Genomic DNA, 23690 nt, shown 5'->3' with positions numbered 1-23690 from the left:
GACGTGTATCTTCAATCCCTTCGTCCTGCACTTCTCCTAGCATACCAAATCTGCATAGGAAAAGGGAATACCTAGTTCGCCGCTATGGGATTAAGATTCATCCAAATTGATGAGCGGCTCCATACAAGAAGGGTCGGTATGGTACGCTTTCTGGAAATATTCGAAAGCTTTCTCGATGTTCTGATTCTGCACTTGAATGCAGCCCATCGCATTGTAGGAAATAGCTTTCATCTTCGAATTGTCGGTTAAAGGGAGCAGAAATTTGAAATGCTGATAAGCCTCTCCAAACTCCCCTTTGCGCAAATGCCCCATCGCCAAATACACTCTGGCCAGCAAGAAATCAGGCTGCCTGCGAATCAGCGTTTCGAATTCCTTGATCGCTTGATCGTACATGTACAGCTTATAGTAGCCTTGCCCCCGAACAAATTCATCCGTCTGTTTGCCTGACAGGTCGAGATCCATCAGCTCCTTATGAAGGGTTTGGGTGCTGATCGGTACGGCCCCATAGAACTTTCCCAGTTTCTCCTCAAAAAGCAGCCATGCTTCGATGAACTCGTCGCTCATCGCTTTCAACACCTGCAATTGCTCGTCAAGCTCCGCTTTTTTCTCCACATCACTATTCGGATATTCCTTTTGGATTTCTTCCAAAACCTCGTTCATTGTGGAAAATAAATGCTTAAACATTTGGCATCCCACCTTTGCTTCGAAAGCTTACCCTCATTCTTTGTAAACAGAGCCGATTTCATGCATGGAAGTCACGATCTTAAACGACAGTCGAATGCTCTTCCGCTTTAAGCAGTTGGACGACTTTATTGTCAGCTCCCAAGATGGCTACCGTAGGCTGATGCTTCTTGGCTTCTTCGTCGGTCATCATGGCATAGGACATAATAATGACGGTATCTCCAGTTTGGACCAACCGCGCCGCGGCGCCGTTCAAACAGATCACGCCCGTGCCCCGCGGACCCGGAATAATGTAAGTTTCAAGACGCGCCCCGTTGTTGTTATTTACAATTTGAACCTTCTCGTTCGGCAGCATGTCGACAAGGTCCAATAAATCCTCATCGATCGTAATACTTCCGATATAGTTCAGATTGGCTTCCGTCACCGTGGCCCGGTGAAGTTTGGCTTTCATCATCGTACGAAACATGGATCTCACTTCCTCAGTTGAATAATGGCATTATCGATCAGACGCGTTTTCCCGAATTTGACGGCTAATGCAATAATAATGGATGAGTTCGAAGTACTGGAATCAAATGGTTCCAAAGTCGGGTACGTAAGCACCTGCGCATAATCGATGTCAGCTAACGGCGCCGTACGAATATGATCGCTGACAAGCCGCTCAAGCTCTTCCGCCGCGAAAGCTGTCCGGGATTGCACGAACGCCTTCGCTTTCTCCAAAGCCTGAGACAAGACCAACGCCTGTTTCCGTTCTTCTTCCGACAAATACACATTGCGCGAGCTCATGGCAAGTCCGTCCTGCTCGCGCAGGGTCGGGCACGGAACGATCTCTACGTCGAGATTCAAATCCTGCACCATCTGCTCGATGACGGCTACCTGCTGGGCGTCCTTCAAGCCGAAGAACGCCTGATCGGGCTGGACGATATGAAACAGCTTGCTCACGACTGTGGCGACGCCGTCAAAATGTCCGGGGCGCGAAGCCCCGCATAACCGTGAGGTAAGCCCTGTCACGCTGACTGTCGTGCGCGTCGGTGACGGGTACATTTCGCTGACGGAAGGCATGAACACAAGATCTGCACCGGCTGCCTCCGCAACCTGCAGATCCCGCTCCGCATTCCGCGGATACCGTTCGAAATCTTCGCCGGGGCCGAACTGCAGCGGGTTGACGAAGATGCTGAGCACAACCAGCCCGCTCTGCGCCCTCGCTTTGCGCAGCAAGCTCGCGTGACCCTCGTGCAAATAACCCATCGTAGGCACAAAACCAACGGACCCGCCTTGCTTCCGCCGGTATTCTTTAATGCGCGAACGCAAATCGGCAATCGTATGAACCACTTCCATGGTTTGGATCGCTTTCATCCCCATCACTGCTCCTTATCGCCATACAAGTATTGAACGACATCATTGTCCATATGAAACGTATTATCCGGCCCTGGGAACGCCCGAGCCTTCACTTCTTTGACATATTCGCTTATACCTGCTCGAATAGTTTCCCCGATATTGGCATAACTTTTAACAAACTTTCTGGGCGCACTGTCAGAACCATACTGCAGCAAATCGTGATACACCAGAACTTGCCCGTCACAATGAACACCGGAGCCGATTCCGATCGTCGGGATCGACAGCTGCTTCGTGATCCATTCCGCCAATTCATCCGTCACGAGCTCCAGCACGATGGCGAAAGCCCCTGCAGCTTCAATCGCTTTGGCATCGCTCAGCAGCTTCTCCGCCTGTTCCGAATTTCGTCCTTGCACGCGGAACCCGCCAAGCTGATGCACCGATTGCGGTGTAAGTCCGAGATGCCCGACAACCGGTACCCCGGCCTCGGTAATAGCTTTCACGGTTGCGGCAATTTCCGCTCCGCCTTCGAGCTTGACCGCTTTGGCCCCGCCTTCCTGCATCAAGCGGGCAACCCCCTTCAGCGTTGCATCCAAGCTTCCGTGATACGTCAGAAACGGCATATCCGCCACGATGAACGTATTGGAGGCTCCGCGCACAGCGGCACGCGTATGATAAACCATATCGTCCAGCGTTACAGGCAGCGTCGAATCGTACCCGAGCACGACATTGCCCAGCGAATCTCCGACGAGGATGACGTCTACGCCGGCTTCTTCCGACAATCGGGCCGATGGGTAATCATAAGCCGTTACCATCGTAATGGGTACCCCGTCCTGCTTCATTTTTCTCATTCTGGCAGTTGTGAGCGGCTTCCTTTTTTCCATGTGTAATCCCAGCTTCCTCATATAAAATAAAAAACCTTTTAGCTATGAGCTAAAAGGAGCGCGTGCAGAAAGAATCCAATGATCCTTCTGTCTCGGTCCCGTAAGGCTCAGAGCAGAATCCAACATCTTGTTTCACTTTATTCAACTTTCGCCAAACCTGATTGCTTGTATTGCGGAGCAAGTGCAGTTCCTCTAAGGATACCGCCTCGCCATACTATTATACCAAACGCAACTGTCAAATGATACCTCAACTTTTACCTCAATTCGATATCACCGGAATACACTTGCATGCGCTCTCCGTTCTCCTTCACGACGGTTAGCGCACCGGAATCGTCCAGAGACTCCGCGAAGCCTTCAATAAGGCCTGCCGACGTATGCGTGCGGATGTGGCGCTGCAGCGTTACGCTGAACGCTTCCCAGAGCAACCGGATCGGCGCAAAGCCTTCATCCAGATAAAGAGCGTACAGCTCTTCGAACTCCTGCAGAAACGATTGTACGATCGTTTCGCGCTTCAATTCCGCTCCGGATTCAATAGCCAGTGAGGTGGCCACTGTGCGCAGTTCTTCCGGATAATCGCTCACCTTCAGGTTCACCGAAATGCCGATCCCGGCGATGACATACTTCAGCCGCTCATCCTCCCCGCTGCTCTCCAGCAGAATACCGCTAATCTTCTTGCCATGGATCAGCAGATCGTTCGGCCATTTGATTCCGACCTCCACCGGACACACTCTCCGGATCGCTCTGCAGAGCGCGACAGCGCACAGCAGCGTGAGCTGCGGCATGAAATGAACCGGAATCCGCGGCGTCAACACCAGACTCATCCAGATGCCTTTGCCCGGCGGTGAGTGCCACGCGCGCCCCATTCGGCCTCTGCCGGCCGTCTGCGCCTCGGCAAGCACAAGTGTGCCTTCCTGGGCACCTGAGGCCACGAGCCTGTGTGCAATCGTCTGGGTCGAGTCGACCTCGCCGTACACGTGCACCTTCTGGCCAAGCACCTTCGTCTTCAGCCCGCTCAGCAGCTCGGCAACCTGCCACTTGTCCGGCTTGCTGACCAACCGGTACCCTTTGCGCGGGGCAGCTTCGAACTCATAGCCGGCAGACCGCAGCTCCTCAATATGCTTCCATATCGCCGTGCGGCTCACGCCCAGCCTGCGGCTGATTTCCTCCCCGGACAAGTAGGCAGCCGGCTTCTCCTGAAACAGCTCTAGAATGCGTTCATTCAATATCTCTCACTCCTCGTAAAAAACCGCGCTGCGCTGCTACTTCGCAGCACGCGCGGCCTGTAAAAGCATTGCTCGCTCGTTCGGTATTTCCCCGAGCGCGGTTCGTTCCAACAGCTGCTGCAGCAGCACGCCCATCCATGGGCCCGGCTGCAGGCCAAGCTCCGACGCCAAATCCTTGCCGGATATGGCGAGTTCCTTCAGGCTGAAGCAAGCGATCTCGCTCAGCCATCCGTCCCCGCGGCGCAGCAGCTCCGGCGCCGCTTGCTGCAGGAACAGCGCGAGCTCCCCGCGCCGACCATCCTCCTGCGGCAGCACGCGCAGCAGCCGCAGCAGCGCGCGTGCAGCGGCTTCGCCGCGCTGCACCGCGCCAAGCTTCCAGACCCGCTCCAGCTGAGCCGGGTCTGCGGCAGCTCCGGCCAGCGCTTCGCGCATGGCCAGCACGGCCCACACCGCGTCGCTATCGGCGCAGGAGAAGGTCAGCTCCTGGAGCGCCGAGCGGACGATGTCCGCCGGCACCTCCAGGAGCATCAGCAGCATGGCCCAGCGGTCATGCTGGTTCTCCAGCGCGCTGACGCCGTCCAGCGCGTCGTCCCAGGCGAGCCAGCGCTCAAAAGGCAGCGGAAGCTGCTTTTTGAAGTGCGCCGCCAAGCGGCTCGCCAAGAGCAGCCGAACGGCCCGCGCCGGAGCCGGGCCGTCTACCATGCGCTGGAGCTCGCTGCGCACGCGCTCCATGGCGATGTGGCGCAGCAGCGGAGCTTGCGCAAGCAGCGCCTGCCACGTGCTCGCCTCGACCTCCAGCTCGTAAGCCGAGGCGAAGCGAACGCAGCGAAGCATGCGCAGCGCATCTTCGCCGAAACGCTCCTCCGCTTTGCCGACGCAGCGGAGCACACCCGCGGCGAGGTCCTCTTGCCCGGCGAAGGGATCGATGACCCGGCCATCGGCGTCCATCGCCATCGCGTTCATCGTAAAGTCCCGCCGCTTCAAGTCTTCCGTCAAATCCGAAATATAGGCGACGGAAGCCGGTCGGCGAAACCCTTCATACTCGGCCTCCATACGGAACGTCGTCACTTCATACGTCCCTTGAGGAAGTATGACGGTGACGGTTCCGTGCTGAAGCCCCGTCGGGGCTGTCCGCGGGAAACAAGCGATCACCTGCTCGGGACGCGCGGATGTGGCAATATCAATATCTTTGATGGACCGGCCAAGTACGGCATCCCTTACACAGCCGCCGACAAGATAAGCTTCATAGCCGGCCTCTGTCAGCTTGGCGAGCACGCGGGATGCGCCTTGATCCGCCGGCCATCGGTTTCCGGCATGCGACATGTTACTCCTAACCAGCCTGCACCCGTTTATTGACAGGATGAGACTGTAATGCGATGAGATTCCGGAAGTTCCCTTCCAAGTACGCGATAATAAATTTCTTCGTATTGAACCGTCGTTATATCGTTACAGAACGTATAACGGGCGCGATTCAAGCAATTTTGCACAACCTGCTCATACAGCACTTGATCGCTGAGCAAATTCACCACATGGTCCGCCATGGCGTCGGTATCTCCAACGTTGGCCAAATAACCGGTTTCGCCATGTGTGATCAATTCCGGTATGCCGCCCGCATTCGAACCGATGGTCGGCACGCCGCAAGCCATCGCTTCCAGGGCGACAAGACCGAAGCTCTCTTTTTCCGACGGCAGCAGCATAACGTCCGCAAGTGAAATGACCTGGGAGACGTCATCCTGCTTCCCGCAAAACGTCACTTTATCGCTCAAGCCGAGCTCCTTGACCTTGGCAATCATCTTCGACAGGTCCGGACCTTCTCCTACGAAGAGGAGGCGGGATGGGATGCGACTGCTGACTTTGGCGAAGATGTCCACAACGTCCTGAACCCTTTTCACCGGTCTGAAGTTCGAGATATGAATAAGGATTTTCTCCTCGGGCCTCGCGAACTCGCCTCTCAACTTCGTAACGTCCCGCGGGTAGTACACGCGTTTGTCCACGAAGTTGTAGGTCAAATCAATGTTCCGGTCAATATCCAGTAATTCCCTAGTTTCTTTAATTAAATCCTTCGATACGGCGGTTACCGCATCGCTCTCATTAATGGCATAGCGAATCAGATCCGAGATGGATTGATCCTGACCCAGTACCGTTATATCCGTGCCATGCAGCGTGGTGACCACTTTCAACTTGCTGCCGACCATTTGCTTCGCCAGCAGTGCGCACACCGCATGAGGAATCGCGTAATGAACGTGCAGCAAATCAAGCTCCTCCATCTTGGCGACCTGCGCCAGCTTACTGGCCAGCGAAAGGTCGTAAGGCGGGTAACGGAAGACGTAATACTGACTGACTTCCACTTCGTGGTAGAAAATGTTTTTATGAAATTTGCCTAAACGAAACGGCATGCTGTGCGTAATAAAATGGACCTCGTGGCCTTTCTCGGCGAGCAGCTTACCAAGCTCCGTCGCTACAACCCCGGAACCGCCGAGCGTCGGGTAGCACGTAATGCCAATTTTCAGTTTGTCGCTCATCTTGCACCTCTTTTCCCCATCAGTTGAAGCGATCCACTACCAGTGGCAGTTTGGAGACGAAACCTTCCGCGTAAGGAAGCATCCGTTTCTGGCCCATGAGCCTGTCGCGAGCCTCTACGCGTTCTACGTAGCCCTGATTAAGCGGCGTAGCAACTGTGCCCTGTCCCGCAACAAACTGGGAGCGGTAGGCGCTCAGTGCGGCCGTTTTGGTCTCGTAGTAATCGGTCACATTCACGATAAAATCAGCTTCATAGACGTCATTAATGAAATAAAAATACATTTGCTCCACATTTACCGGATCTGTTTCCGGCAAATATTTGCGCAGCTTCGCGTTGAATACGGCTTCCTGAACCAAGGCCGAGCAGGCGATATGGTCCGGATGACGGTCCTGCCAATACGGAGCAAACACAATTCTAGGTTTGAATTTGCGAATTTCTTGCGTAATTAATTCGATATGGCTCGGCGTGACGAAGAGTCCGCGATCCGGTAAACCCAAGTTCGCGCGAGCGGTCAAACCAAGAATTCGGGCGGCTTGATCAGCCTCCTGAACCCGCAGCTCGACGCTTCCGTTGGATGACATCTCCGCATAAGTCAAATCACAAATACCTACCTTGAAGCCGGCAGCGGTATGTTTGGCAATCGTTCCGGCCATGCCGATCTCGGCATCGTCTGCATGTGCGCCAAATATTAAAATATCGAGGGATTCGCTCATCTTATTCAATTCCCGGTTTGTATTTATGTACGAGTTCCCGCCAAGCGAAATCTCCGCGATCGAGCGCTTTGACCAGAATCTCCGCCGTTGCAATGTTCGTGGCGCACGGAATTCCTTGAACGTCGCATAGCCGGAGCAAGGCAATGATGTCCGGCTCGTGCGGCTGAGCCATTAACGGATCGCGCAAGAAAATAATCAAATCCATTTCATTTTGGGCTACCAATGCGCCGATCTGCTGGTCTCCGCCAAGCGGACCCGACATGAAGCGATGGACTTCAAGCTGCGTGTTGTCCATAATTCTCTGGCCTGTTGTACCTGTACCGTATAATCTATGACCTGCAAAAACGTGTTCATAGGCCGTAACGAAATTCACCATTTCATCTTTCTTTCGATCGTGGGCAATTAACGCGATGCTTAACATCCTGAATTCCACTCCCCTAAAGCTTCTTCTTTAATCTATAAAATGCTCGAAACCGTAAATCATGCCGCTGTATGTCAGCACCTTGCGCACAGCTATCGCGACGCCCGGCATATAAGCCGCACGATCGTAAGAATCGTGTCTGATCTTAAGCGCCTGCCCTTGTTCCGCCATTATAACTTCCTGTTGGGCAAAAATACCTGGCAGACGGACGCTATGTATTCTAAACCCATTGTAATACCCGCCGCGCGAACCTTCAATGACTTCTTCTTCTTTGGGGTTCCCCTGTCTGATCTCTTCGCGAACTTCAGAAATCAATTCCGCCGTTTTGACCGAAGTTCCGGAAGGCGCGTCCAGCTTCTGGTCGCCATGGTATTCGATGATTTCCAGATGCGGGAAATATTTGGATGCCTGCGCCGCAAAGCGCATCATTAGAATCGCCCCGATTGAGAAGTTCGGCGCGATAAGCCCTCCGATGCCTTGCTCCCGGCACTGCTTGTCCAATTCGGCAATATCTTCAGGCGTAAATCCGGTCGTCCCCATGACAGGGCGAATCCCCAATCGGATGGCCAGACTTGTGTGGGAAAAGGCCGTTTGCGGACCCGTAAAGTCGACCAAGACATCCGGTTTGGATGCCGTTAGCGCAAGCTCCAAATCCGTGCTTAAGGTCACCCCGCATTCTTCCATTCCCACCATTCTTCCCAAGTCGATTGGGCCTGAGGAGCGGCCTACGCCTGCCACTAACTCCATATCGGACTCCGTGAGCACGGTCTTCACGACCTCTCTCCCCATTCTTCCACTTGCCCCAATTACAGCTACTCGTATTTTACGTTCCATGGCAGCGTTTCTCCTTTGTCTATGTTTCAGTCTCTATTTTTTCATCTTCTGCTGGTAGCGAGCAGCCTGCTGCTTAGCCTGTTCATGATTCGGTTCCAAACGAAGGGCTTCCAACACCGTCTGGTAAGCTCTCCCGTAATCTTGGCGAAAGGCGAAAGCTTCCCCCAGTATCAGATAAGCCTCAATCGCAAGCGGATCGAGGACGATGGCTTCCTTCAATAAGAAAATGGCCCTTTCCGCATGTTCCGTCTCGGTAGTCAGCGCCTTCTGCGCTTTCTCGACCAATTCTCTGGCATGCAGCACTTGCACATGATAGCGGTACGCCTCGTTATCCTCTTCCAGCTGAGCCGCTCTCGTTGCGTGTTCAATCGCTTGCATCAGCTTGTTGCTTCTTGCGAACGTAATCGATAGTTTGTAGTGATAGGCAGCATTGTTCGGTTCTGCAGCTATCGCTTTTTCAAACCATTCGATGGCTTTGTCGAAATCCTGAACCAGTATCGATTCATAAGCTTTCTGTATTTGATCTTCGCCATTCATCTGCCCATCCTCCTTATCGAAAGCGATCTCCCGCATTCAGGGATGGTATAGTTTATGAAGGTTATGTAGTTTCGGTGTTAATTTTAGTCCATCTATTCGCGTCCCGGGTGTTGAACTTATGCATGATTTTGTCGTGCGCTTCCGTCAAATCGATCCCTAGAGAGTTCGCGAAGCAGATCGTGATGAATAGAATATCGCCAAGCTCAAGCTCGATGGAGTTGTCGGCTTCCGTACTTTTCTTAGGCTTCTCTCCATAGGTATGGTTCACCTCGCGGGCCAGTTCCCCGACTTCTTCCGACATTCTGGCCAGCATCGCCAGCGGACTGAAATATCCTTCCTTGAACTGGGAAATATAAGTATCGACTTCTTTCTGTATATCTTTAAGCGTGCGTTCCGACATATTCACCCTTCTTTCCTTCATCTTCACCAAGATATCATTACTATGTTAAACTAAACGAGAAAAGTTGACAAATTTTTTTGGCGGATGCGTCCCCTGAAAGCGGAGGAACAGGCATGATTTTTAAAGAACGGCTGGCCGATCAATTTACCAATTTGCTCGCCATCATGATCGGTACGGCCATCTATGCGTTTGGCTTACATTATTTCGTCATTTCCAATGAGCTGATGGAAGGCGGTGTGACGGGCATCTCCCTGCTGCTCAAATATGTCCTCAATGTGCCTCCGTCCATCTCTACCTTGGCATGTAATATTCCTTTGTTCTATTTAGGCTGGCGTATATTTGGTAGAGGCCCGATGATTTATACCATCTTCGGTGTCGTCTCCCTATCTTTCTTCTTATGGGTCATGGAGCTGCTGATCCGTCTGAATTGGATCGTCCCGTTTCATACGACGCAGGATTACTTTCTGGCTACGCTCTACGCCGGAATTACGCTAGGTACGGGTCTGGGGCTCGTGTTCCGTTTCGGGGGCACGACGGGAGGCTCGGACATTCTAGCCAGAATCGGGCATAAAAAAAGAGGTTGGAGCGTCGGACAAGTCATCTTGATCATCGATGTTCTCGTGATCGGCTCCTCGCTGCTCTATTTGCCCAAAGAGAAGGTGCTCTACTCGCTCGTTGCCGTGTTCGTCACTTCGCGGCTTATCGATTACATATCCGAGGGCGCTTATGCGGCCAAAGCATTCACCATCATAAGCGACCAAACCGCGGAATTGGCCGAATCCATTACGCGTGAGCTGGATCGCGGCGTGACGTTATTCCCGGCCAGGGGGGCCTATTCCGGCAACAACAAGGAAGTCGTGTATTGCGTCGTATACCGCCATGAAACAAGGCGTCTGCGGGAGCTGATCCGTTCGATCGATCCCCGAGCGTTCATTATTATCGGAGATGTGCACGACGTTATCGGCGAAGGCTTCAAAGCGGAATAACAAAAAGGTTGAACAGAGAACTTTCTCCGTTCAACCTTTTTGTTATTCACCCAACTCTCGCTCCCTTGAAGACCTGACAGGCACGATATGTCTCCCCGACTGATACATTCGCCAACCCGCGAACGTCAGCACGCTGACAATGATAAGACCTATCCCTGCGGACCAAATGATCGGCTGCCTCGGGTCGGTTATCGGCACGAACGCAATGGCGTCCTTATTTTTCATGAAAAGCTCATCCAATTGCTGCTCGAGCTGCTGAAGACCGGAGACCAGCTGCTTGCTTGCCATCGGCTGACTGTTCACGCTTTTGCGCAAAAAAGTAAGCAGCGAGTCCAGTTTTTCCACGGCTGAAGGCTCCCTGCTGATCAGCAAGGACGGGCGTATGATCGCCACATGCTGCGAAAGCTTCCCGAAGGCCGCAATTGCCTCCTTCTGATTCCCCGCTTGGACAGTCTCGGTAAGCGCCGCCTTATCGTTCTGCAGTACCTTATGATATTGCAGCCACATCGGCTGATTCTTATGCGTGAGCGCGTCCGTAGCCAGTCTGATTTTGGCCACCGCCATCTGTGCTTCTTCCGGTGAATAGCTGACGGCATTATACACCCGCTTCGCTTGCGTGATCGTTTCGGTAAGCGCGTTCAAGCCTTCTACCGAAGTGATTCCCTCGAACTGGATTTTCGGAATTTGGTCGGACATTTGCATCAGCTTATTGCGCGCCTCGAGCACCTGTCCGTTCATCGTCTGCTTATAGAGCTCGTCGGCAATCTGGTTCAAGAACTCCACCCGCTGAATCTGCTCCGGAGCAACCGGTTTGGCAGCTTGCCCATTCGTGCTCGTAGTCGCCGTACAGGCAGCGCTTATACTTACAACGGCTGCCAGCAGCATCGTGACAGTTAACCGTTTAAATCCCTTCACATTGGCAAACATGGGACATCCCCTCCCTCATCATCATTTTATGGAGGTTTGTCCTGATTTAGACCATCTGCGAAACAGGTTAACGCTGACTTTTCCGACGCATTCCGTAACAGATCAAGGCAATGAGTATGCCAATTATGCTTAAGCCAATCGTAAACGCTTCAATATTGGCATAATAGTTGTCCACAAGCACTTCCGGCAGCCGCGGGAACACGCCGCGTTCGTAATCCATGAAGTCGTTCCAGAGGGTCCAGCCTGCTACCAGCAGGATGGCCGTCAGACGATACGAGTACCACCTGACATACAAGAGCGCTTCCACAGCCATGGCCAAATGCGAGCATGTCAGCATCCAACCGTCCCATCCGACAGGCACGTCCAGCCAAGCCCCGGCCCAAATCATCGTGACCGCCCAAATGCCGTATTTAAATGAGGTGATGAGTGCGAAGGCCTCAATGAAGCCGCGAAGGATTCCGTTCGCCGACCGGCTCCCTCTTCCCTTGGCACGGTCCAAGATCAGATAGCCGACGGATAATGTAAAGAATAGACTGGCGGTCGGGCTGTCCGGCACGAACAACACATACCACAGCGGCTTCTCTGCAACGGTATCGGCCATTTGAAGCCAGTACCATTCATAGCCATAGACGGTTCCCAACAAGTTCGTGATGAACAGCAGCCATAACATCTTCTTGCTCAATAGAATATCTTTGCTCCACAAATAGGAGATCGGCACGCCTTGCTGCAAGAAAGCTCCTCCTTCAGTCATTTAAAAAAACCTGACCGCCTCTTGCGATCAGGTTTTTCAATCTTATTGGGCTTTTTGTTTGGACAACCATTCCGCAAGCTTCGTGATATCCGCATCGGATAACCCTTTATCTATGTTAGCTTGGTACTGTTTCCCCATGTTGCCCTTACCGTTCTTGATAATGTTCAAGATTTCATCCTGGGAATGCTTATCGCCGACACCGAGCAATGCCGGTACGCCGGATGCAGGCATCCCTTTCAGACCTGCGCCGTGACAAGCCAAGCATGTAGCTTTCTTGTAAATCTCGGCGCCAGGATCGTCAGCTGCAACGATCGCAGGAGCTTTCTTCGTTTCCTTGGATGCACCGCCGCCGGAAGCAGCGCCTTTATTCGCGTGCATTTCTTCCTCACGCTTAATGTGCTCAGGAATGATGTTTTTCTCTTTCAGCTCAAATTGGTAGTGATCCCAAGATGTGTACGTCAGATATGTACATGCGATCAGAGACATAATCATCAAGCTGGAAGCAATCGGTCTTCTGTAGAAACGGCGCTCTTTCCCTGTATCCAGGAAAGGAGCCAGCATCAATCCGCCGAACAGCAGTCCCGGTACGACTACCGCTCCGAGTACGACGTAACTTCCGGAAGTATACGGATATTTCAACAATTGATACATGAACAGGAAGTACCAGTCCGGCATCGGAATGAACGCCGTGTTCTTAGGATCCGCCGGATATCCGAGCGGAGCCGGATCGGACATAACCAGCACCAGCATACCGACCAGCACGACAACCCCTACCATCCACTCTTTCAACAAGAAGTTCGGAATGAAAGCTTCCGATTTTCCCGGATACGCGGAGTAATCGCGAGGAATTAATCTTTGTTCAGGTGTTTTCTTAATTACGCGGGAATCCCCAACGTAAACGACTTTTTCGTCAGACTTATGACCATGAGCCACGCTATTCGCCCCTCCCTAAATTATAGCGGTCCGGAAATACCTTGTTTGCGAATCATAAAGAAGTGTCCAGCAAGCAAAGCGAGCAGAACGCCAGGCAGGAAGAATACGTGAATCGCAAAGAAACGTGTCAACGTTTGTGCTCCTACGATTTCTCCACCCTGTAATAATGTTTCGATGTAAGGTCCGATAAGTGGTACCGCAGCTGCGATTTTCATACCTACTTGCGTTGCGAAGTAAGCTTTGTTATCCCAAGGAAGCAGGTAACCCGTGAAACCAAGACCTAACATAACGAAGAAAATGAGCATTCCGACTACCCAGTTCATTTCACGCGGAGCTTTGTAAGAACCAGTGAAGAACACGCGCAGGGTATGTAGGAACATCATAACGATAACCAAACTAGCTCCCCAGTGGTGCATACCTCTGACGATAACACCGAAAGCTACTTTGTGTTGTAAGTAATCAACGCTGGCATACGCATTGATAATATCAGGCGTGTAGTACATCGTTAAGAACATACCTGACAAAATTTGAATAACTGTGATGAAAAACGTCAAGCCGCCGAAGCAATACACGAAAGCGGAGAAGTGATGAGCAGGGTTTACGTGTTCTGGAACCTCGTGATCTGCAACATCCCTCCACATAGGCGTAATATCAAGACGTTCGTCAATCCAGTTGTATACGTTTTTAAACATCTGATTGTGACGCCTCCTTATACTCTTGTGTTAGCATGCAGTTGTCCCACATAAACGAAACCGTTCTCTACTTTGGTTGTGTACTCATCCAAAGGCGCAGGCGCTACCGCAAGGTTCTTGCCGTCTTGTGTATAGTGCGCACCATGGCAAGGACAGAAGTATTGATCTTTGTAAGCCGGATTGTCGTTCCAGTTCACCGTACAGCCTAAATGCTTACAAGTCGGATTCAATGCGAAAAGCTTCCCGTCGCTGCCTTTGGAAATCCATGCTACCAATTCAACGTCGCTTTCGTACCAGCCATCCACCTGATGGATTTGGAACGTAAAGGACTGTGGAGCATTCGTAATTTTGCTTTCTTCGACAACTTTCACCCAATCCGCTGCTTTCTTCTTCTGAAGGACTGGATCTACCGCAAACCGTACCATCGGTACCAGAATACCGGCCCCCATGAATCCTCCAGCGCCACCAAGGGTGTAAGAAAGAAATTGTCGACGAGACATTTCGCGTTTAGTCCCGGGTTTCTTCCCATGCTGTTCTTCTTTGTGATTGTTATGATCACTCATTCTCAGGTCTACCCTCCTACATTGGCCGATGTCCAACCCTCTCGGACGTCAGTTCCCTCTATCACGTGTCGTTCGACATTACACTACATATAACTAGGACATTACTAATAATAGCCTACGACTACTAGGTCGTCAAGAATCCAGAACTCCATTTGAACCCACGAAATCTCGGCCTTCGAACAAATTTTAACGAAATTGTCACAACTCTTTGACAGCCAATGTACGCCATTACTTCCCTTATCCTGCACAATTTTTTTTCCAAAAATACGCTTCAAGGCTAAAGTTAATCATTGTGCGTCCATAAGTGCTGCACTTGCTTCGAGATACTCTGTTTGATTTGTTCGGACTGGCTGTTCCACTGTTCCATATCGACAGCAATCAACAAATCGGTCTGATCGGCTTTCCACTTGGCAGCCTCCGGATCGATGGAGAGTACGATCACAAAGCGGAAGCCCATCCTTTTCAAATGAAGCGATACCGCCTCGAGCTGTTCCTTCATGTTCACCGCCGTTATGTAATGAAGCGCCGGATAGGTCACGACCCTGCCCTTATACGGGATTTCAATGGTTTCCAGCGCATCCCGCAGCCGCTCAAGCGACTGCGTCACCTTCGCCGGATCCTCCAAACCGGTCAGTCCCGTTACAGGCAGCAGACACGTATCCAAATACGGCTTCAAGTCCGGCCAATCCCGCTCGGATATTTCATTAAACTTCACCTTGCTACCCCCTCTATCATTTGCCAAAAAAGCGTTCACTATGTAACAAAAGCCATAGCTTCTTGTACACTTTAATCCGTTCGCATCCGGCTGTCAATCGGATAGCCCGATTCCCCGCGCAAAGCTTGCAGCGCCTCATCCAAATCCTGTTGCTTCACGACCAGGTACGGGCTCTCCCATTCCCCGTTCAGATGAAAGTATTGGACTGTCGCCGGTTTGTAATCACGGTAAGCCAGGGTGAGTGCCCGCAGCTCATCTGCTGGTATGTCCGTTTTGATGGAGCTGCCCATAATATCCAGCACTTTCCCCCAGGCGGTAATGCCGCCAAGTGCCGTCAGCTTATCCATCATTTGATTCAGTACGACCTGCTCTCTCTGATTCCGCTCCGTATCGGACGATTCCGCTGTGCCGAGATTCGATTTGCGGTAGCGAATGAAGTCAAGCACCTGTTTGCCGTTCAATTGCTGGTAGCCTTTTTTCAGACGAATATCGGTTCCGTCGCTCTCGTCCTGGTACCGCATGTCCATATCGACGTCGATCATCATGCCGCCGAGCTCATCCACCAGCTTACGGAAGCCATCGAAATTAACGACAGCCATATAGTCAATCTCGATGTCATACACGCGGCTGAACAATTGCTTCGTTTCATAGAGTGCCGTATCTTTGTTCTTATTATAATAATAAGCATAGAAATAGTTCGCCTTGCGCGAAGTCGACAGACCCGATTCCTCCGCCGTTACTTCGAGATCTCTCGGAATCGACACGACCGTCCCCTGGTGTGTTTGCGGATCGACGCGGAAAAGCATCATGACGTCCGTATTCCTGGAGCCCTCGCTGCCTTCCCGTTCATCAATGGCCGTGAGCAGGAAGGTAAGCGGCTTCTGGCGCTCATCCTCATTCGGCGGAGCCGTATGGGAAGTCTGCGTGACCGGAACCTTGCCCGGGACTGTGTTACCGGCTGCCGCGGCGGGCGGTGCCGCCATTTGGTCGAGCGTCCGGTTCCATTTGTGGTACAGGAACCCGGCATAAGCCGTTGCCGTACCTGCAGCCAGCAGAACCGTAAGCAGTAACAAGGACATTAGTTTACGTTTTTTTATGCTGTTCAATAATTTACTCATGGGTTAAATCTCCTTTTGCCACGCAGTATTGTCTGTTTAATGGACGTACCGGATGACAAATTAGTTCTTTTTCATCACGCAAACAACAAAAAAAGACATATGAATGACCTCACATGTCTTTTTTCTTGTGTGGCTGCCACCACTTTGGATTTATCCGGAAGATTGCAGCGTTTTTAGCTCCGTCGTAAGAGCAAGGAACGTCGGTTGATCCCCTTTGGCTAACGCGAGGTCGATTTCTTTATAGAGATTTTGTTCTTTATATTTGCGAATGGCGTCGTCCCAAACCATTTCCGCGAAAAGTGCCAGCAGCGCGTTGTTAGATACATTCATTTTTCCCATGAGACCTACCTCCAAATGTTGTACGCGGTTTGTCAGGAGCTTCTTTTTCGCAAAAACATGAAAGTCCGTTTCTTGGTGTCTGCCAACCCCTGTGTGCTCCTACTTTATCTTATTCATACGGCACATCAGCGCTTCCTTCAAAAGCCCGGATGACTAGGAATGTGTCTTTACCTACTGCGGCCGTCCTTCACCTTTGAACCGTGCGCTTGCCTGATCCATGAACAGAACGACTTTGTCGTCTTCCGCCACGAACGTGCCTTGAATCACCTTAGCGCCAAGCTTCGTAACCTGCACGACGGCACCGTTCACTTGATCTTCCCCGATCCGAATTAACCCTAGATGCATCATCATTTGCAAAATTCGCTGCTCGACGATAGACTCCGAGCTGTCATAGTAAAAGGGCTTCACCAGCTTGCACAGCACATCGCTCAGAGAGGCTGCTGTCACCCATTGCCCGCTTAACCGTTCAACCCACCCAACCATACTCTGGATGTTAGGTATCGGATTCTTATATAACCTCAACCAAAATTTGTAGACATCAGCCAAGCTTTCCTTTTTGCCTTCCTGCAGACGGGCTTTGCCTTCTTCCGTTATTCGAAGCGATTGGCCATGTTCACTGATCAGCTGCCGGTAATAGCAGTAATCATATAGAAAAGAGAAACGGTTCGGGTATTCCTTGAACATTCGCCCATACCCAAATCGCCAAGCTCCTTTGGTCACCATTTCTTCCTGGACCGAAAGCCGGTCAAGAATTTGTTGCAGCTGTCTTTTGTACATGGCTCCGTCGGCGGTAAGCGGAATTTCCTGGGCCTGCGACAAGTACGTCAGGAAATGGGAAATGTCATCGATGAGCAGCATCTGCTCGTCCCGGTAAACGCCCGGCTCGCCGGTCACATGCAGACGCTGTTTGAATTGCCCGGTCAGCACATCGCTAAACTTTCGCTTCAAATCGTGCGGCACATGAAACAAATACTTCGTCTGCTGGGAATGACCGTTGAACAACCACCCCAACTTCTTGAATTTGACAACCATGTCCCGGGGATTCCATTCAGCCGACTCTTCTTTATGAAATCTTGATTGCTGAACTCTAGCGATCAATTCTTCGATGCTGAAGCTATTTCGAGAATCGAAGAGCAGAGAATTCAAGAATCGGATGTCCTCGATGTTCAAGCTTTCGATATGCTTCTCGAAAATCTCTCTGCGCAGCGCTGTACTCAAAATCGATTGAATCAGCTCGTTTTTTGAATGTCCATTGCACTCGCACTCGTAGGTATGAGCAATTCGGCTCAACTCATGAATATCGGCATAGCTGAGCATGTCCGCTAGGTTCATTTCCATGTGCATCCCCCATTTGGCGAAGCTTTCAGCTCCTTGATTTCTAGTAACCATTATGGGATTTTTTTCCGAAAATATTCCGCAGCTCACAAAAAAAGCATGACTCTATGATCGAGTCACGCTTCCTGTTTGACGCTATTCATGTATCGTTTCCAAATGTGCCATACAATTGTACAGCTTCAATTCCCAACCATTTTCTTGGCGCAGCAGAATCGTTAACGACGTATTTTGCAAAAACTGTTCGCTATCCATCTTCAGCACTCTGAGGATTTGGACGATAAAGCCGCCGTGGGAGACTAGGAGCAGTTTGCGGTCCGGAAACTCTTGCAGCAATTCGGCTTCCAGCGCCATCCACCGCTGCCATAGTTCATCGTCCGTCTCTTGACCCAGCGCCTGCTGCTTCCAATCCGCCCCCCAGCGTTCTTCCCGCTCCGCGACGGTCGTACCTTCGACTTGTCCGTATCTGCGCTCTCGCAGCCGTGCATCTTCACGGATGAACGGAATTCCCGACTGCTCCGAGATGATGTGCGCCGTTTCCTTAGCCCGCTTCAAGTCGCTGCTGATGATCCCGTCCCACGTCTCGCCGGCGAGCCTGACACCTAACCGTTTGGCTTGATCTCTACCCTCGTCGGTCAAATCCGTGTCCAATTGTCCCTGCAGCTTGCCAAGCTTGTTCCACTCCGTGCTGCCATGCCTGATGAATCCGATCGTTGTCATCTCGATATCCTCCGAATTTTCGTCCTATGATAATGAAAAATGCCCCTTCCGGAGCACTAAGCTTTCGTTCGTGATAACCAATTCATAATAATAATTGTCGTAATCAAACCTAGAATCGAGATTACTAATAAATAGTGGGGATACGAATGTATCGGGCCGACATGAAACCGCAGCGGTTCCATGAAGCTTGGATTCAGACTGGCTACTGCATCCACCATCTTATGGCCATTCATCGATTCGGTTCCGGTAGATTTCATCGCTTGCGGTGCCTGCAGGTCAAACAAGGAATTATCCGCAGCGGCAATCGTCGATTCCGGCGTTCCATCATATACAACAGCAAATAGAAAGCTAAATGCAAACAAGGCCAAGAATAGAGCAAAAACCGCTGTCAAGTTACGGCGAAGCTTGTAAGAGATCGTGTACATGCGCTCGGTCACCGGAATACGCCAAGACTCGTCTTCATAAATACGGTTCATGACTTTGCTGGAAACCATCGGTTCATAATCGGGAAGCTCGCCCTCTATGGCGGAAGTCCGAATTAAAATCGTGCTCTCTTCCCATATTTGAAATTCTTCCGCACATTCGGCACAAGTCGCTATATGCTCATCTACCGCGGTACGTCTCAGGTCATCATTCGGCAGATCCCAATACACCCCAAATAATTCCTGGATCTCACTACACTTCATCGCTGTTTCATCCCTTCGATTCTTCGAATATCGGTTCACTGAAGTAAGGATCCAACTGTAACTTCACAGAAGCTCTCGCCCGGAACAACAAGGACTTCACCGAGCTTACAGTTTGGCCTAGTATGTTTGCGATTTCCTGATAATCCATCTGATCGTACTCCCGTAAAATCAGGGCAGATCTCTGCTTCTCCGGCAAAGAATTAATCGCATCCCGAACCATCGACACTTTCTCATTGCGCAGCATGGCTTGCTCCGGCATGGCGTCGAAGGACGCATGCGGCGTCATCCCGCTTTGTTCCAACGAAACTTGAACACTTTTATTTTTGCGCAGCTCACTCAAAACCGTATTCCGGGCAATCGTATACAACCAAGTCGAGAAGGAAGCTTCGATTTCGCGGAAGGAGTGCAAACTGCGATAGGCTTTATAAAATGTTTCATTACACAAATCTTCAGCGATTGCTTCCATTTGTGTACTTTTGAGCATATGAAAAATGAATGCAAGGATTTTACGCTCGTAACGACGCATAAGCTCGTCATATAGCTGAACATTTCCATCCTTGATTTCTCGGATCAATTGGGAATCGGTCATTACGTGGCGGCCCTCCTAACGGTTCCCGGCTACCACTCCAACTGCTCATACATGTTGTACTGCGGTTAGAGTGAAAAGTTGCGTTCATTCGTAAAAAAATTGTGAAATTGTTCATGTATAGAATACGAGCCTCTTAAAATCTTCTCGCTGCTTCGCAATATTCCTGCTAGATTCGACAAAATGTTGAAAAAAATTCATAATTGCAGCTTGTCTGCCGATGTATAAGGCTCACCCTATCCATTATATAATAGTTTCACAAAAATATGGTATGTAGGCAAAAAAAAAAACCGCCAATCATTGGCGGTTGCACTTATGGTGCGATTATCGGATAGGAGTGGAGAGAAACCATACTGTACTTTTATTATATGTATACGGTTACATTTTGTCAACGCTTTTTTGAAAACGTTTACGTGTTTTTTTGGCGGCTAATTGGATGTTACTCGGATTGGCGGTGCTTCTCCTGGTTAATCAAATTGTTGATGGAATGAGGACGGATATACGGACTGCCGGCGTTGATTCGCGGAATTTGCATCGGATCCGTCTGCACGGTCGCAAGCCCTGCCTTGGTTGTAAACGCATAGTGGACACCGGCTTCGTTCAAATAAGAAATCGTATGTTCGTCATAACTGCCAAATGGATACGCATAGGCATCGATCGACTTCGCCGCGTTCACCTCTTTGAGCTTGGTCATGCACGTCTTCGTATCGGCGATTACTCTTCGCTTGAGATCGTCATCCGTTTCCATCGTTCCGTTGATTGCAAATTTGTTGTTCAGCATCGGCTTCCCGTCCTTCATGATATGCAAGGCATCCGAATGCAATTGGAAATCAATATTGGCAAACTCTTTCCGCATGGTCCGAATTTGCTCTCTGGATAAGGATGGCAGCAGCGTCGCGGTCGGATTGTCCAGATCTTTGGTGATGACGAAATTAACGGCCGGCACGCGCATCTTGCGAAGGATCGGATAAGCGTTCGTGTAGAAACTCTCATAACCGTCATCGAATGTGATGAGAACGGCATTGTCGGGGACCTTGGCTCCTTCTTTCATGAATTTCTTGAACTGCTCCATCGTGATGAAATTGTACCCCTGGCGCTGCATCGCAGCCAATTGACGCTCGAACAGCTTGGTTGAGATCGTCACGGAGCCCTGCACTTGATCATCAATGTGATGGTACACGAGCACAGCGACTTCTTTGGAATAAATGACATTGTTCGCGCTGACAAACGAAGGCAAAAAATTCACATACATAATGACCAAAATTAACAAACATTTCCACATCATCCACTTCTTCATTTCGTTCGCCCCGCACATCGATATTTGTAATATTTATATGAACGATGTCATTATAGCATGAACCTATTTATTTGAGAATTAGTTTCAATAGAATGCAAGAAAGCTGATTTCCTCCTCTTGAAGAGAAAGAAACCAGCTTATAATCCACTGCTGTTCGGATGTTAGACGTGGACGGCATACGGGCCGTTGAGCAGCTCTGCTGCGCGGTCTGCGTCTTCCTGGTTGCGGAAGGAAAGTCGGAGAACGCCGGGAACGTCTTCGCGGCTCTCTATGATTTGAATATTGCTCAAATTGATTCTTTCATTTCCTAGTAATGTCGTGATTTGTGCGATAATACCGGGATGATCGGGTACATCGACATAAATATCGAATAAGGATGTGATCATCCCTTTACGCCGTTCAGGCAGTTGGCCCCGGAATTGACCGGCTGCGCGGAATTGCTCGACAATGCCATCGCCGTCACTCTCTTCCAGCAGTCCGATGAAACGGGAAATCTCCACATTCCAATCTTGCAGCAGCTTGAGCAGAACGTCGCGGTTGTTCACGAGAATATCCCGCCAGATCGTCGGCTCGCTGGAAGCGATTCGTGTGATATCTCTGAAGCCGCCTGCGGCCAAATTCTGATACAACGGATTCGATTCGTTATAACCACGCACCTGGTTCACGAGTGCAACCGCGATAATGTGCGGCAGATGGGAGATCGCACCGACGATATCGTCATGCTCGCGAGCGCCCACTTGGACGATCTGCGCTTTGGTCGGTTTGAGCAGCTCGCTCAAACGGTCAACCTCCGCTTGCGGCGTTCCTTCCGCCGGTGTGAGCACATAGAACGCATTCTCAAATAGATGCGATGAAGCCGCCTCGACGCCATGCCGCTCGGAGCCGGCCATCGGATGGCCGCCGATGAAGTAGACGCCTTCTTTCACCATGGATTGCGCGCTCTCGGTTATGGTCGCTTTGGTGCTGCCGACATCCGTAATGATGCACCCCGCCTTGAGAGGCAGCTTCATCAGTTCCTGAACGTACTGTTCCAGCATGCCGACCGGGACGCACAAAAATATGAAATCCGCGCCGTCCACAGCCTCCGCCATGCTCGTAGTAGCGATGTCCACTACGTTTCTCTTCAGCAGCTTCTCCACCGAATTCGGGTTCGGGGAATGGCCCACAACCGTAAATTCGGGTTTTCCTTTGTAGCATAAGGCTAAGGACCCGCCAATGAGCCCTACGCCGAATATCGCAATTTTCGTCATATAATCAACCTTCAATCTGAATTAGGCCTGAACGGCAACCTCAGCCAGCACTTGCTGCAAAGCTGCAATGAATTTCTCATTTTGTTCGCTTGAGCCGATTGTAACGCGAATGGACGTCGGGAAGCCGAGCATATGCCCGCCACGGACGATAATGCCTCTGCGGAGCAAGCCGTTGAATACGTCCGCTGCAGGACGGCCGACATTCACCATGATGAAGTTGCCGTGTGCCGGGAATGCTTCCAGCCCCATCTCGTTGAACTGCTGCGTCAAGTAAGCCAAGCCCGCTGTATTCGCTTCACGGCAGCTCGCAATGAACGCTTGATCCTTGATCGCCGCAAGTGCCGCAGCTTGTGCAAAACGCGTCGTATTGAAAGGCTCGCGCACTTGATTAATGGATCTGATCACATCCGGGTGACCGATCCCATACCCGATCCGCAGGGAAGCCAGACCATAGATTTTGGAGAATGTGCGCAGGGCAATAACGTTCTTGTATTGGCCGATCAATTCGATGCTGTCCGGGAATTCGCCGGTCGTATTGTATTCGCAGTAAGCTTCGTCGAGAACGACGAGCACATGCGAAGGCACTTTGGCCAAGAAATCTTTGATCTCGCGATCGGTATTCATCGTGCCGGTCGGATTGTTCGGATTGCAGATCCAGACGATCTTCGTGCGCTCGTTAATCGCAGCCAGCATAGCATCCAAATCGTGCGTGCCGTCTTTGAGCGGAACCTCGATGGAAACGGCGCCTTCGATCTCACAATTGTGCTTGTATTGCGGGAACGTATGGGAAGCCATAACCGTTTCGTCGCCTTGAACGAGGAACGCGCGCGCCAGCATGAGAATAACCTCATCGGAGCCTGCGCCGAAAATAAGTTGATTCGTCGCCACGCCAAGATACTCGGCGACCGCTTCCGTCAATTGGACCGCGCCGCCGTCCGGATATAGACTGATATTGGCTATTTCCTTCTCAATCGCTTCTCGCGCTTTCGGCGAAGAACCGAATGGATTCTCATTGGAAGCCAGCTTGATCACTTCGGTCAAACCAAGCTCGCGTTTGACTTCTTCAATAGGTTTACCCGGTTGATAGACTGGTAAGTGTACAATCGTTTGTTTCGGTTTCATTGGTAGCCACCTCATCAATTAGTTGTCCGAATATTGTCCCACAAAATTATGAACGTTGCAAAAAGTACGGTTAATAGGCAATCAACACCTAATAGTGTACTGCTTTAACGCTTAACAGTAAATAGGT

General features: G+C 50.9%; 28 protein-coding genes. 1 reads left to right on the top strand and 27 read right to left on the bottom strand.

Annotated elements, in window-relative coordinates:
* Positions 1-90: 90 nt before the first annotated feature.
* The 12 genes from PUT07_RS11540 to PUT07_RS11485 form a co-directional block, all read right to left on the bottom strand.
* Entirely contained in the window at positions 91-684 is a 594-nt protein-coding gene (locus PUT07_RS11540; protein ID WP_274468128.1) for a tetratricopeptide repeat protein, read from the bottom strand.
* Positions 685-763: 79 nt separating this feature from the next.
* On the bottom strand, positions 764-1147 hold the full coding sequence (gene panD, locus PUT07_RS11535) for an aspartate 1-decarboxylase (RefSeq protein WP_274468127.1): 384 nt from the start codon (positions 1145-1147) through the stop codon (positions 764-766).
* Between the two features lie 5 nt (positions 1148-1152).
* The gene (gene panC, locus PUT07_RS11530; RefSeq protein WP_274469298.1) at positions 1153-2016 is read right to left on the bottom strand and encodes a pantoate--beta-alanine ligase; all 864 of its coding nucleotides are present in this window, start codon (positions 2014-2016) and stop codon (positions 1153-1155) included.
* Between the two features lie 23 nt (positions 2017-2039).
* A complete protein-coding gene (gene panB / locus PUT07_RS11525; protein WP_274468126.1) occupies positions 2040-2897 on the bottom strand; it encodes a 3-methyl-2-oxobutanoate hydroxymethyltransferase in 858 nt (285 codons plus the stop codon).
* A 254-nt stretch (positions 2898-3151) separates the two neighbouring features.
* The gene (locus PUT07_RS11520; RefSeq protein ID WP_274468125.1) at positions 3152-4120 is read right to left on the bottom strand and encodes a biotin--[acetyl-CoA-carboxylase] ligase; all 969 of its coding nucleotides are present in this window, start codon (positions 4118-4120) and stop codon (positions 3152-3154) included.
* Positions 4121-4156: 36 nt separating this feature from the next.
* The gene (locus PUT07_RS11515; RefSeq protein WP_274468124.1) at positions 4157-5443 is read right to left on the bottom strand and encodes a CCA tRNA nucleotidyltransferase; all 1287 of its coding nucleotides are present in this window, start codon (positions 5441-5443) and stop codon (positions 4157-4159) included.
* A 26-nt stretch (positions 5444-5469) separates the two neighbouring features.
* Positions 5470-6642 (bottom strand): N-acetyl-alpha-D-glucosaminyl L-malate synthase BshA, encoded by a 1173-nt coding sequence (bshA, locus tag PUT07_RS11510; protein ID WP_274468123.1) that lies wholly within the window; start codon positions 6640-6642, stop codon positions 5470-5472.
* Positions 6643-6661: 19 nt separating this feature from the next.
* Complete coding sequence (gene bshB1 / locus PUT07_RS11505) at positions 6662-7354, bottom strand: bacillithiol biosynthesis deacetylase BshB1 (protein WP_274468122.1); 693 nt, start codon at positions 7352-7354, stop codon at positions 6662-6664.
* A gap of 1 nt (position 7355) precedes the next feature.
* Positions 7356-7775, bottom strand: coding sequence for a methylglyoxal synthase (locus PUT07_RS11500; protein ID WP_274468121.1), 420 nt, complete (start codon positions 7773-7775; stop codon positions 7356-7358).
* Between the two features lie 30 nt (positions 7776-7805).
* Positions 7806-8609: a 4-hydroxy-tetrahydrodipicolinate reductase gene (dapB, locus tag PUT07_RS11495; RefSeq protein ID WP_274468120.1), complete on the bottom strand. Its 804-nt coding sequence runs from the start codon at positions 8607-8609 to the stop codon at positions 7806-7808.
* A gap of 33 nt (positions 8610-8642) precedes the next feature.
* On the bottom strand, positions 8643-9146 hold the full coding sequence (locus PUT07_RS11490) for a tetratricopeptide repeat protein (RefSeq protein WP_274468119.1): 504 nt from the start codon (positions 9144-9146) through the stop codon (positions 8643-8645).
* Positions 9147-9207: 61 nt separating this feature from the next.
* Complete coding sequence (locus tag PUT07_RS11485; RefSeq protein WP_274468118.1) at positions 9208-9546, bottom strand: nucleotide pyrophosphohydrolase; 339 nt, start codon at positions 9544-9546, stop codon at positions 9208-9210.
* Between the two features lie 113 nt (positions 9547-9659).
* Here PUT07_RS11485 and PUT07_RS11480 point away from each other — a divergent pair, with 113 nt between their 5' ends.
* Positions 9660-10532 carry a YitT family protein gene (locus tag PUT07_RS11480; protein WP_274468117.1) on the top strand — a complete coding sequence of 291 codons (873 nt, stop codon included), beginning with the start codon at positions 9660-9662 and terminating at the stop codon, positions 10530-10532.
* A gap of 42 nt (positions 10533-10574) precedes the next feature.
* On the opposite strand, the gene PUT07_RS11475 is transcribed toward PUT07_RS11480, so the two are convergent.
* The 15 genes from PUT07_RS11475 to hisC all read right to left on the bottom strand — a co-directional run bounded on the left by PUT07_RS11475 (position 10575) and on the right by hisC (position 23563).
* Positions 10575-11459, bottom strand: a complete 885-nt coding sequence (locus PUT07_RS11475) for a sporulation protein YpjB (protein WP_274468116.1) — start codon at positions 11457-11459, stop codon at positions 10575-10577.
* 67 nt (positions 11460-11526) lie between these two features.
* Positions 11527-12189, bottom strand: coding sequence for a DUF1405 domain-containing protein (locus PUT07_RS11470; protein ID WP_274468115.1), 663 nt, complete (start codon positions 12187-12189; stop codon positions 11527-11529).
* A gap of 63 nt (positions 12190-12252) precedes the next feature.
* Positions 12253-13143 carry a menaquinol-cytochrome c reductase cytochrome b/c subunit gene (locus PUT07_RS11465; protein ID WP_274468113.1) on the bottom strand — a complete coding sequence of 297 codons (891 nt, stop codon included), beginning with the start codon at positions 13141-13143 and terminating at the stop codon, positions 12253-12255.
* 20 nt (positions 13144-13163) lie between these two features.
* Positions 13164-13835 (bottom strand): menaquinol-cytochrome c reductase cytochrome b subunit, encoded by a 672-nt coding sequence (gene qcrB, locus PUT07_RS11460; protein WP_274468112.1) that lies wholly within the window; start codon positions 13833-13835, stop codon positions 13164-13166.
* A gap of 17 nt (positions 13836-13852) precedes the next feature.
* On the bottom strand, positions 13853-14398 hold the full coding sequence (locus PUT07_RS11455; RefSeq protein WP_274468111.1) for a QcrA and Rieske domain-containing protein: 546 nt from the start codon (positions 14396-14398) through the stop codon (positions 13853-13855).
* A 283-nt stretch (positions 14399-14681) separates the two neighbouring features.
* Entirely contained in the window at positions 14682-15113 is a 432-nt protein-coding gene (locus tag PUT07_RS11450; protein ID WP_274468110.1) for a DUF2487 family protein, read from the bottom strand.
* A gap of 71 nt (positions 15114-15184) precedes the next feature.
* Positions 15185-16231 carry an LCP family protein gene (locus PUT07_RS11445; protein ID WP_274468109.1) on the bottom strand — a complete coding sequence of 349 codons (1047 nt, stop codon included), beginning with the start codon at positions 16229-16231 and terminating at the stop codon, positions 15185-15187.
* Between the two features lie 150 nt (positions 16232-16381).
* A complete protein-coding gene (locus PUT07_RS11440) occupies positions 16382-16570 on the bottom strand; it encodes an IDEAL domain-containing protein (RefSeq protein ID WP_274468108.1) in 189 nt (62 codons plus the stop codon).
* A gap of 171 nt (positions 16571-16741) precedes the next feature.
* Positions 16742-17902, bottom strand: a complete 1161-nt coding sequence (locus PUT07_RS11435) for a hypothetical protein (RefSeq protein WP_274469297.1) — start codon at positions 17900-17902, stop codon at positions 16742-16744.
* 138 nt (positions 17903-18040) lie between these two features.
* Positions 18041-18622: a histidine phosphatase family protein gene (locus tag PUT07_RS11430; protein WP_274468107.1), complete on the bottom strand. Its 582-nt coding sequence runs from the start codon at positions 18620-18622 to the stop codon at positions 18041-18043.
* Between the two features lie 56 nt (positions 18623-18678).
* Positions 18679-19308 (bottom strand): anti-sigma factor family protein, encoded by a 630-nt coding sequence (locus PUT07_RS11425; protein WP_274468106.1) that lies wholly within the window; start codon positions 19306-19308, stop codon positions 18679-18681.
* Between the two features lie 7 nt (positions 19309-19315).
* Positions 19316-19897 carry an RNA polymerase sigma factor gene (locus PUT07_RS11420; protein ID WP_274468105.1) on the bottom strand — a complete coding sequence of 194 codons (582 nt, stop codon included), beginning with the start codon at positions 19895-19897 and terminating at the stop codon, positions 19316-19318.
* A 436-nt stretch (positions 19898-20333) separates the two neighbouring features.
* Positions 20334-21191: a polysaccharide deacetylase family protein gene (locus PUT07_RS11415; protein ID WP_274468104.1), complete on the bottom strand. Its 858-nt coding sequence runs from the start codon at positions 21189-21191 to the stop codon at positions 20334-20336.
* Positions 21192-21352: 161 nt separating this feature from the next.
* Positions 21353-22441 (bottom strand): prephenate dehydrogenase, encoded by a 1089-nt coding sequence (locus PUT07_RS11410; RefSeq protein ID WP_274468103.1) that lies wholly within the window; start codon positions 22439-22441, stop codon positions 21353-21355.
* Between the two features lie 21 nt (positions 22442-22462).
* Positions 22463-23563: a histidinol-phosphate transaminase gene (gene hisC / locus PUT07_RS11405; protein ID WP_274468102.1), complete on the bottom strand. Its 1101-nt coding sequence runs from the start codon at positions 23561-23563 to the stop codon at positions 22463-22465.
* Between the last annotated feature and the right edge of the window lie 127 nt (positions 23564-23690).

Source organism: Paenibacillus sp. MAHUQ-63, assembly GCF_028765165.1.
Taxonomy (GTDB): Bacteria; Bacillota; Bacilli; order Paenibacillales; family NBRC-103111; genus Paenibacillus_E.
The sequence above is the reverse complement of the archived record's forward strand: the minus strand, read 5'-3'. Positions and strand labels throughout refer to the sequence as shown.

Excerpts from the sequence above, each read along its gene's own strand:
- PUT07_RS11445 (WP_274468109.1), bottom strand. The coding sequence starts at position 16,231 with ATGAGTAAATTATTGAACAGCATAAAAAAACGTAAACTAATGTCCTTG.
- panC (WP_274469298.1), bottom strand. The coding sequence starts at position 2,016 with ATGGAAGTGGTTCATACGATTGCCGATTTGCGTTCGCGCATTAAAGAA.
- PUT07_RS11430 (WP_274468107.1), bottom strand. The coding sequence starts at position 18,622 with ATGACAACGATCGGATTCATCAGGCATGGCAGCACGGAGTGGAACAAG.
- PUT07_RS11420 (WP_274468105.1), bottom strand. The coding sequence starts at position 19,897 with ATGACCGATTCCCAATTGATCCGAGAAATCAAGGATGGAAATGTTCAG.
- PUT07_RS11440 (WP_274468108.1), bottom strand. The coding sequence starts at position 16,570 with ATGGGAAAAATGAATGTATCTAACAACGCGCTGCTGGCACTTTTCGCG.
- panD (WP_274468127.1), bottom strand. The coding sequence starts at position 1,147 with ATGTTTCGTACGATGATGAAAGCCAAACTTCACCGGGCCACGGTGACG.
- PUT07_RS11455 (WP_274468111.1), bottom strand. The coding sequence starts at position 14,398 with ATGAGTGATCATAACAATCACAAAGAAGAACAGCATGGGAAGAAACCC.
- PUT07_RS11515 (WP_274468124.1), bottom strand. The coding sequence starts at position 5,443 with ATGTCGCATGCCGGAAACCGATGGCCGGCGGATCAAGGCGCATCCCGC.
- panB (WP_274468126.1), bottom strand. The coding sequence starts at position 2,897 with ATGGAAAAAAGGAAGCCGCTCACAACTGCCAGAATGAGAAAAATGAAG.
- PUT07_RS11415 (WP_274468104.1), bottom strand. The coding sequence starts at position 21,191 with ATGAAGAAGTGGATGATGTGGAAATGTTTGTTAATTTTGGTCATTATG.
- dapB (WP_274468120.1), bottom strand. The coding sequence starts at position 8,609 with ATGGAACGTAAAATACGAGTAGCTGTAATTGGGGCAAGTGGAAGAATG.
- PUT07_RS11435 (WP_274469297.1), bottom strand. The coding sequence starts at position 17,902 with ATGAACCTAGCGGACATGCTCAGCTATGCCGATATTCATGAGTTGAGC.
- PUT07_RS11485 (WP_274468118.1), bottom strand. The coding sequence starts at position 9,546 with ATGTCGGAACGCACGCTTAAAGATATACAGAAAGAAGTCGATACTTAT.
- hisC (WP_274468102.1), bottom strand. The coding sequence starts at position 23,563 with ATGAAACCGAAACAAACGATTGTACACTTACCAGTCTATCAACCGGGT.
- qcrB (WP_274468112.1), bottom strand. The coding sequence starts at position 13,835 with ATGTTTAAAAACGTATACAACTGGATTGACGAACGTCTTGATATTACG.
- PUT07_RS11475 (WP_274468116.1), bottom strand. The coding sequence starts at position 11,459 with ATGTTTGCCAATGTGAAGGGATTTAAACGGTTAACTGTCACGATGCTG.
- bshA (WP_274468123.1), bottom strand. The coding sequence starts at position 6,642 with ATGAGCGACAAACTGAAAATTGGCATTACGTGCTACCCGACGCTCGGC.
- PUT07_RS11500 (WP_274468121.1), bottom strand. The coding sequence starts at position 7,775 with ATGTTAAGCATCGCGTTAATTGCCCACGATCGAAAGAAAGATGAAATG.
- PUT07_RS11480 (WP_274468117.1), top strand. The coding sequence starts at position 9,660 with ATGATTTTTAAAGAACGGCTGGCCGATCAATTTACCAATTTGCTCGCC.
- bshB1 (WP_274468122.1), bottom strand. The coding sequence starts at position 7,354 with ATGAGCGAATCCCTCGATATTTTAATATTTGGCGCACATGCAGACGAT.
- PUT07_RS11490 (WP_274468119.1), bottom strand. The coding sequence starts at position 9,146 with ATGAATGGCGAAGATCAAATACAGAAAGCTTATGAATCGATACTGGTT.
- PUT07_RS11540 (WP_274468128.1), bottom strand. The coding sequence starts at position 684 with ATGTTTAAGCATTTATTTTCCACAATGAACGAGGTTTTGGAAGAAATC.
- PUT07_RS11425 (WP_274468106.1), bottom strand. The coding sequence starts at position 19,308 with ATGAAGTGTAGTGAGATCCAGGAATTATTTGGGGTGTATTGGGATCTG.
- PUT07_RS11410 (WP_274468103.1), bottom strand. The coding sequence starts at position 22,441 with ATGACGAAAATTGCGATATTCGGCGTAGGGCTCATTGGCGGGTCCTTA.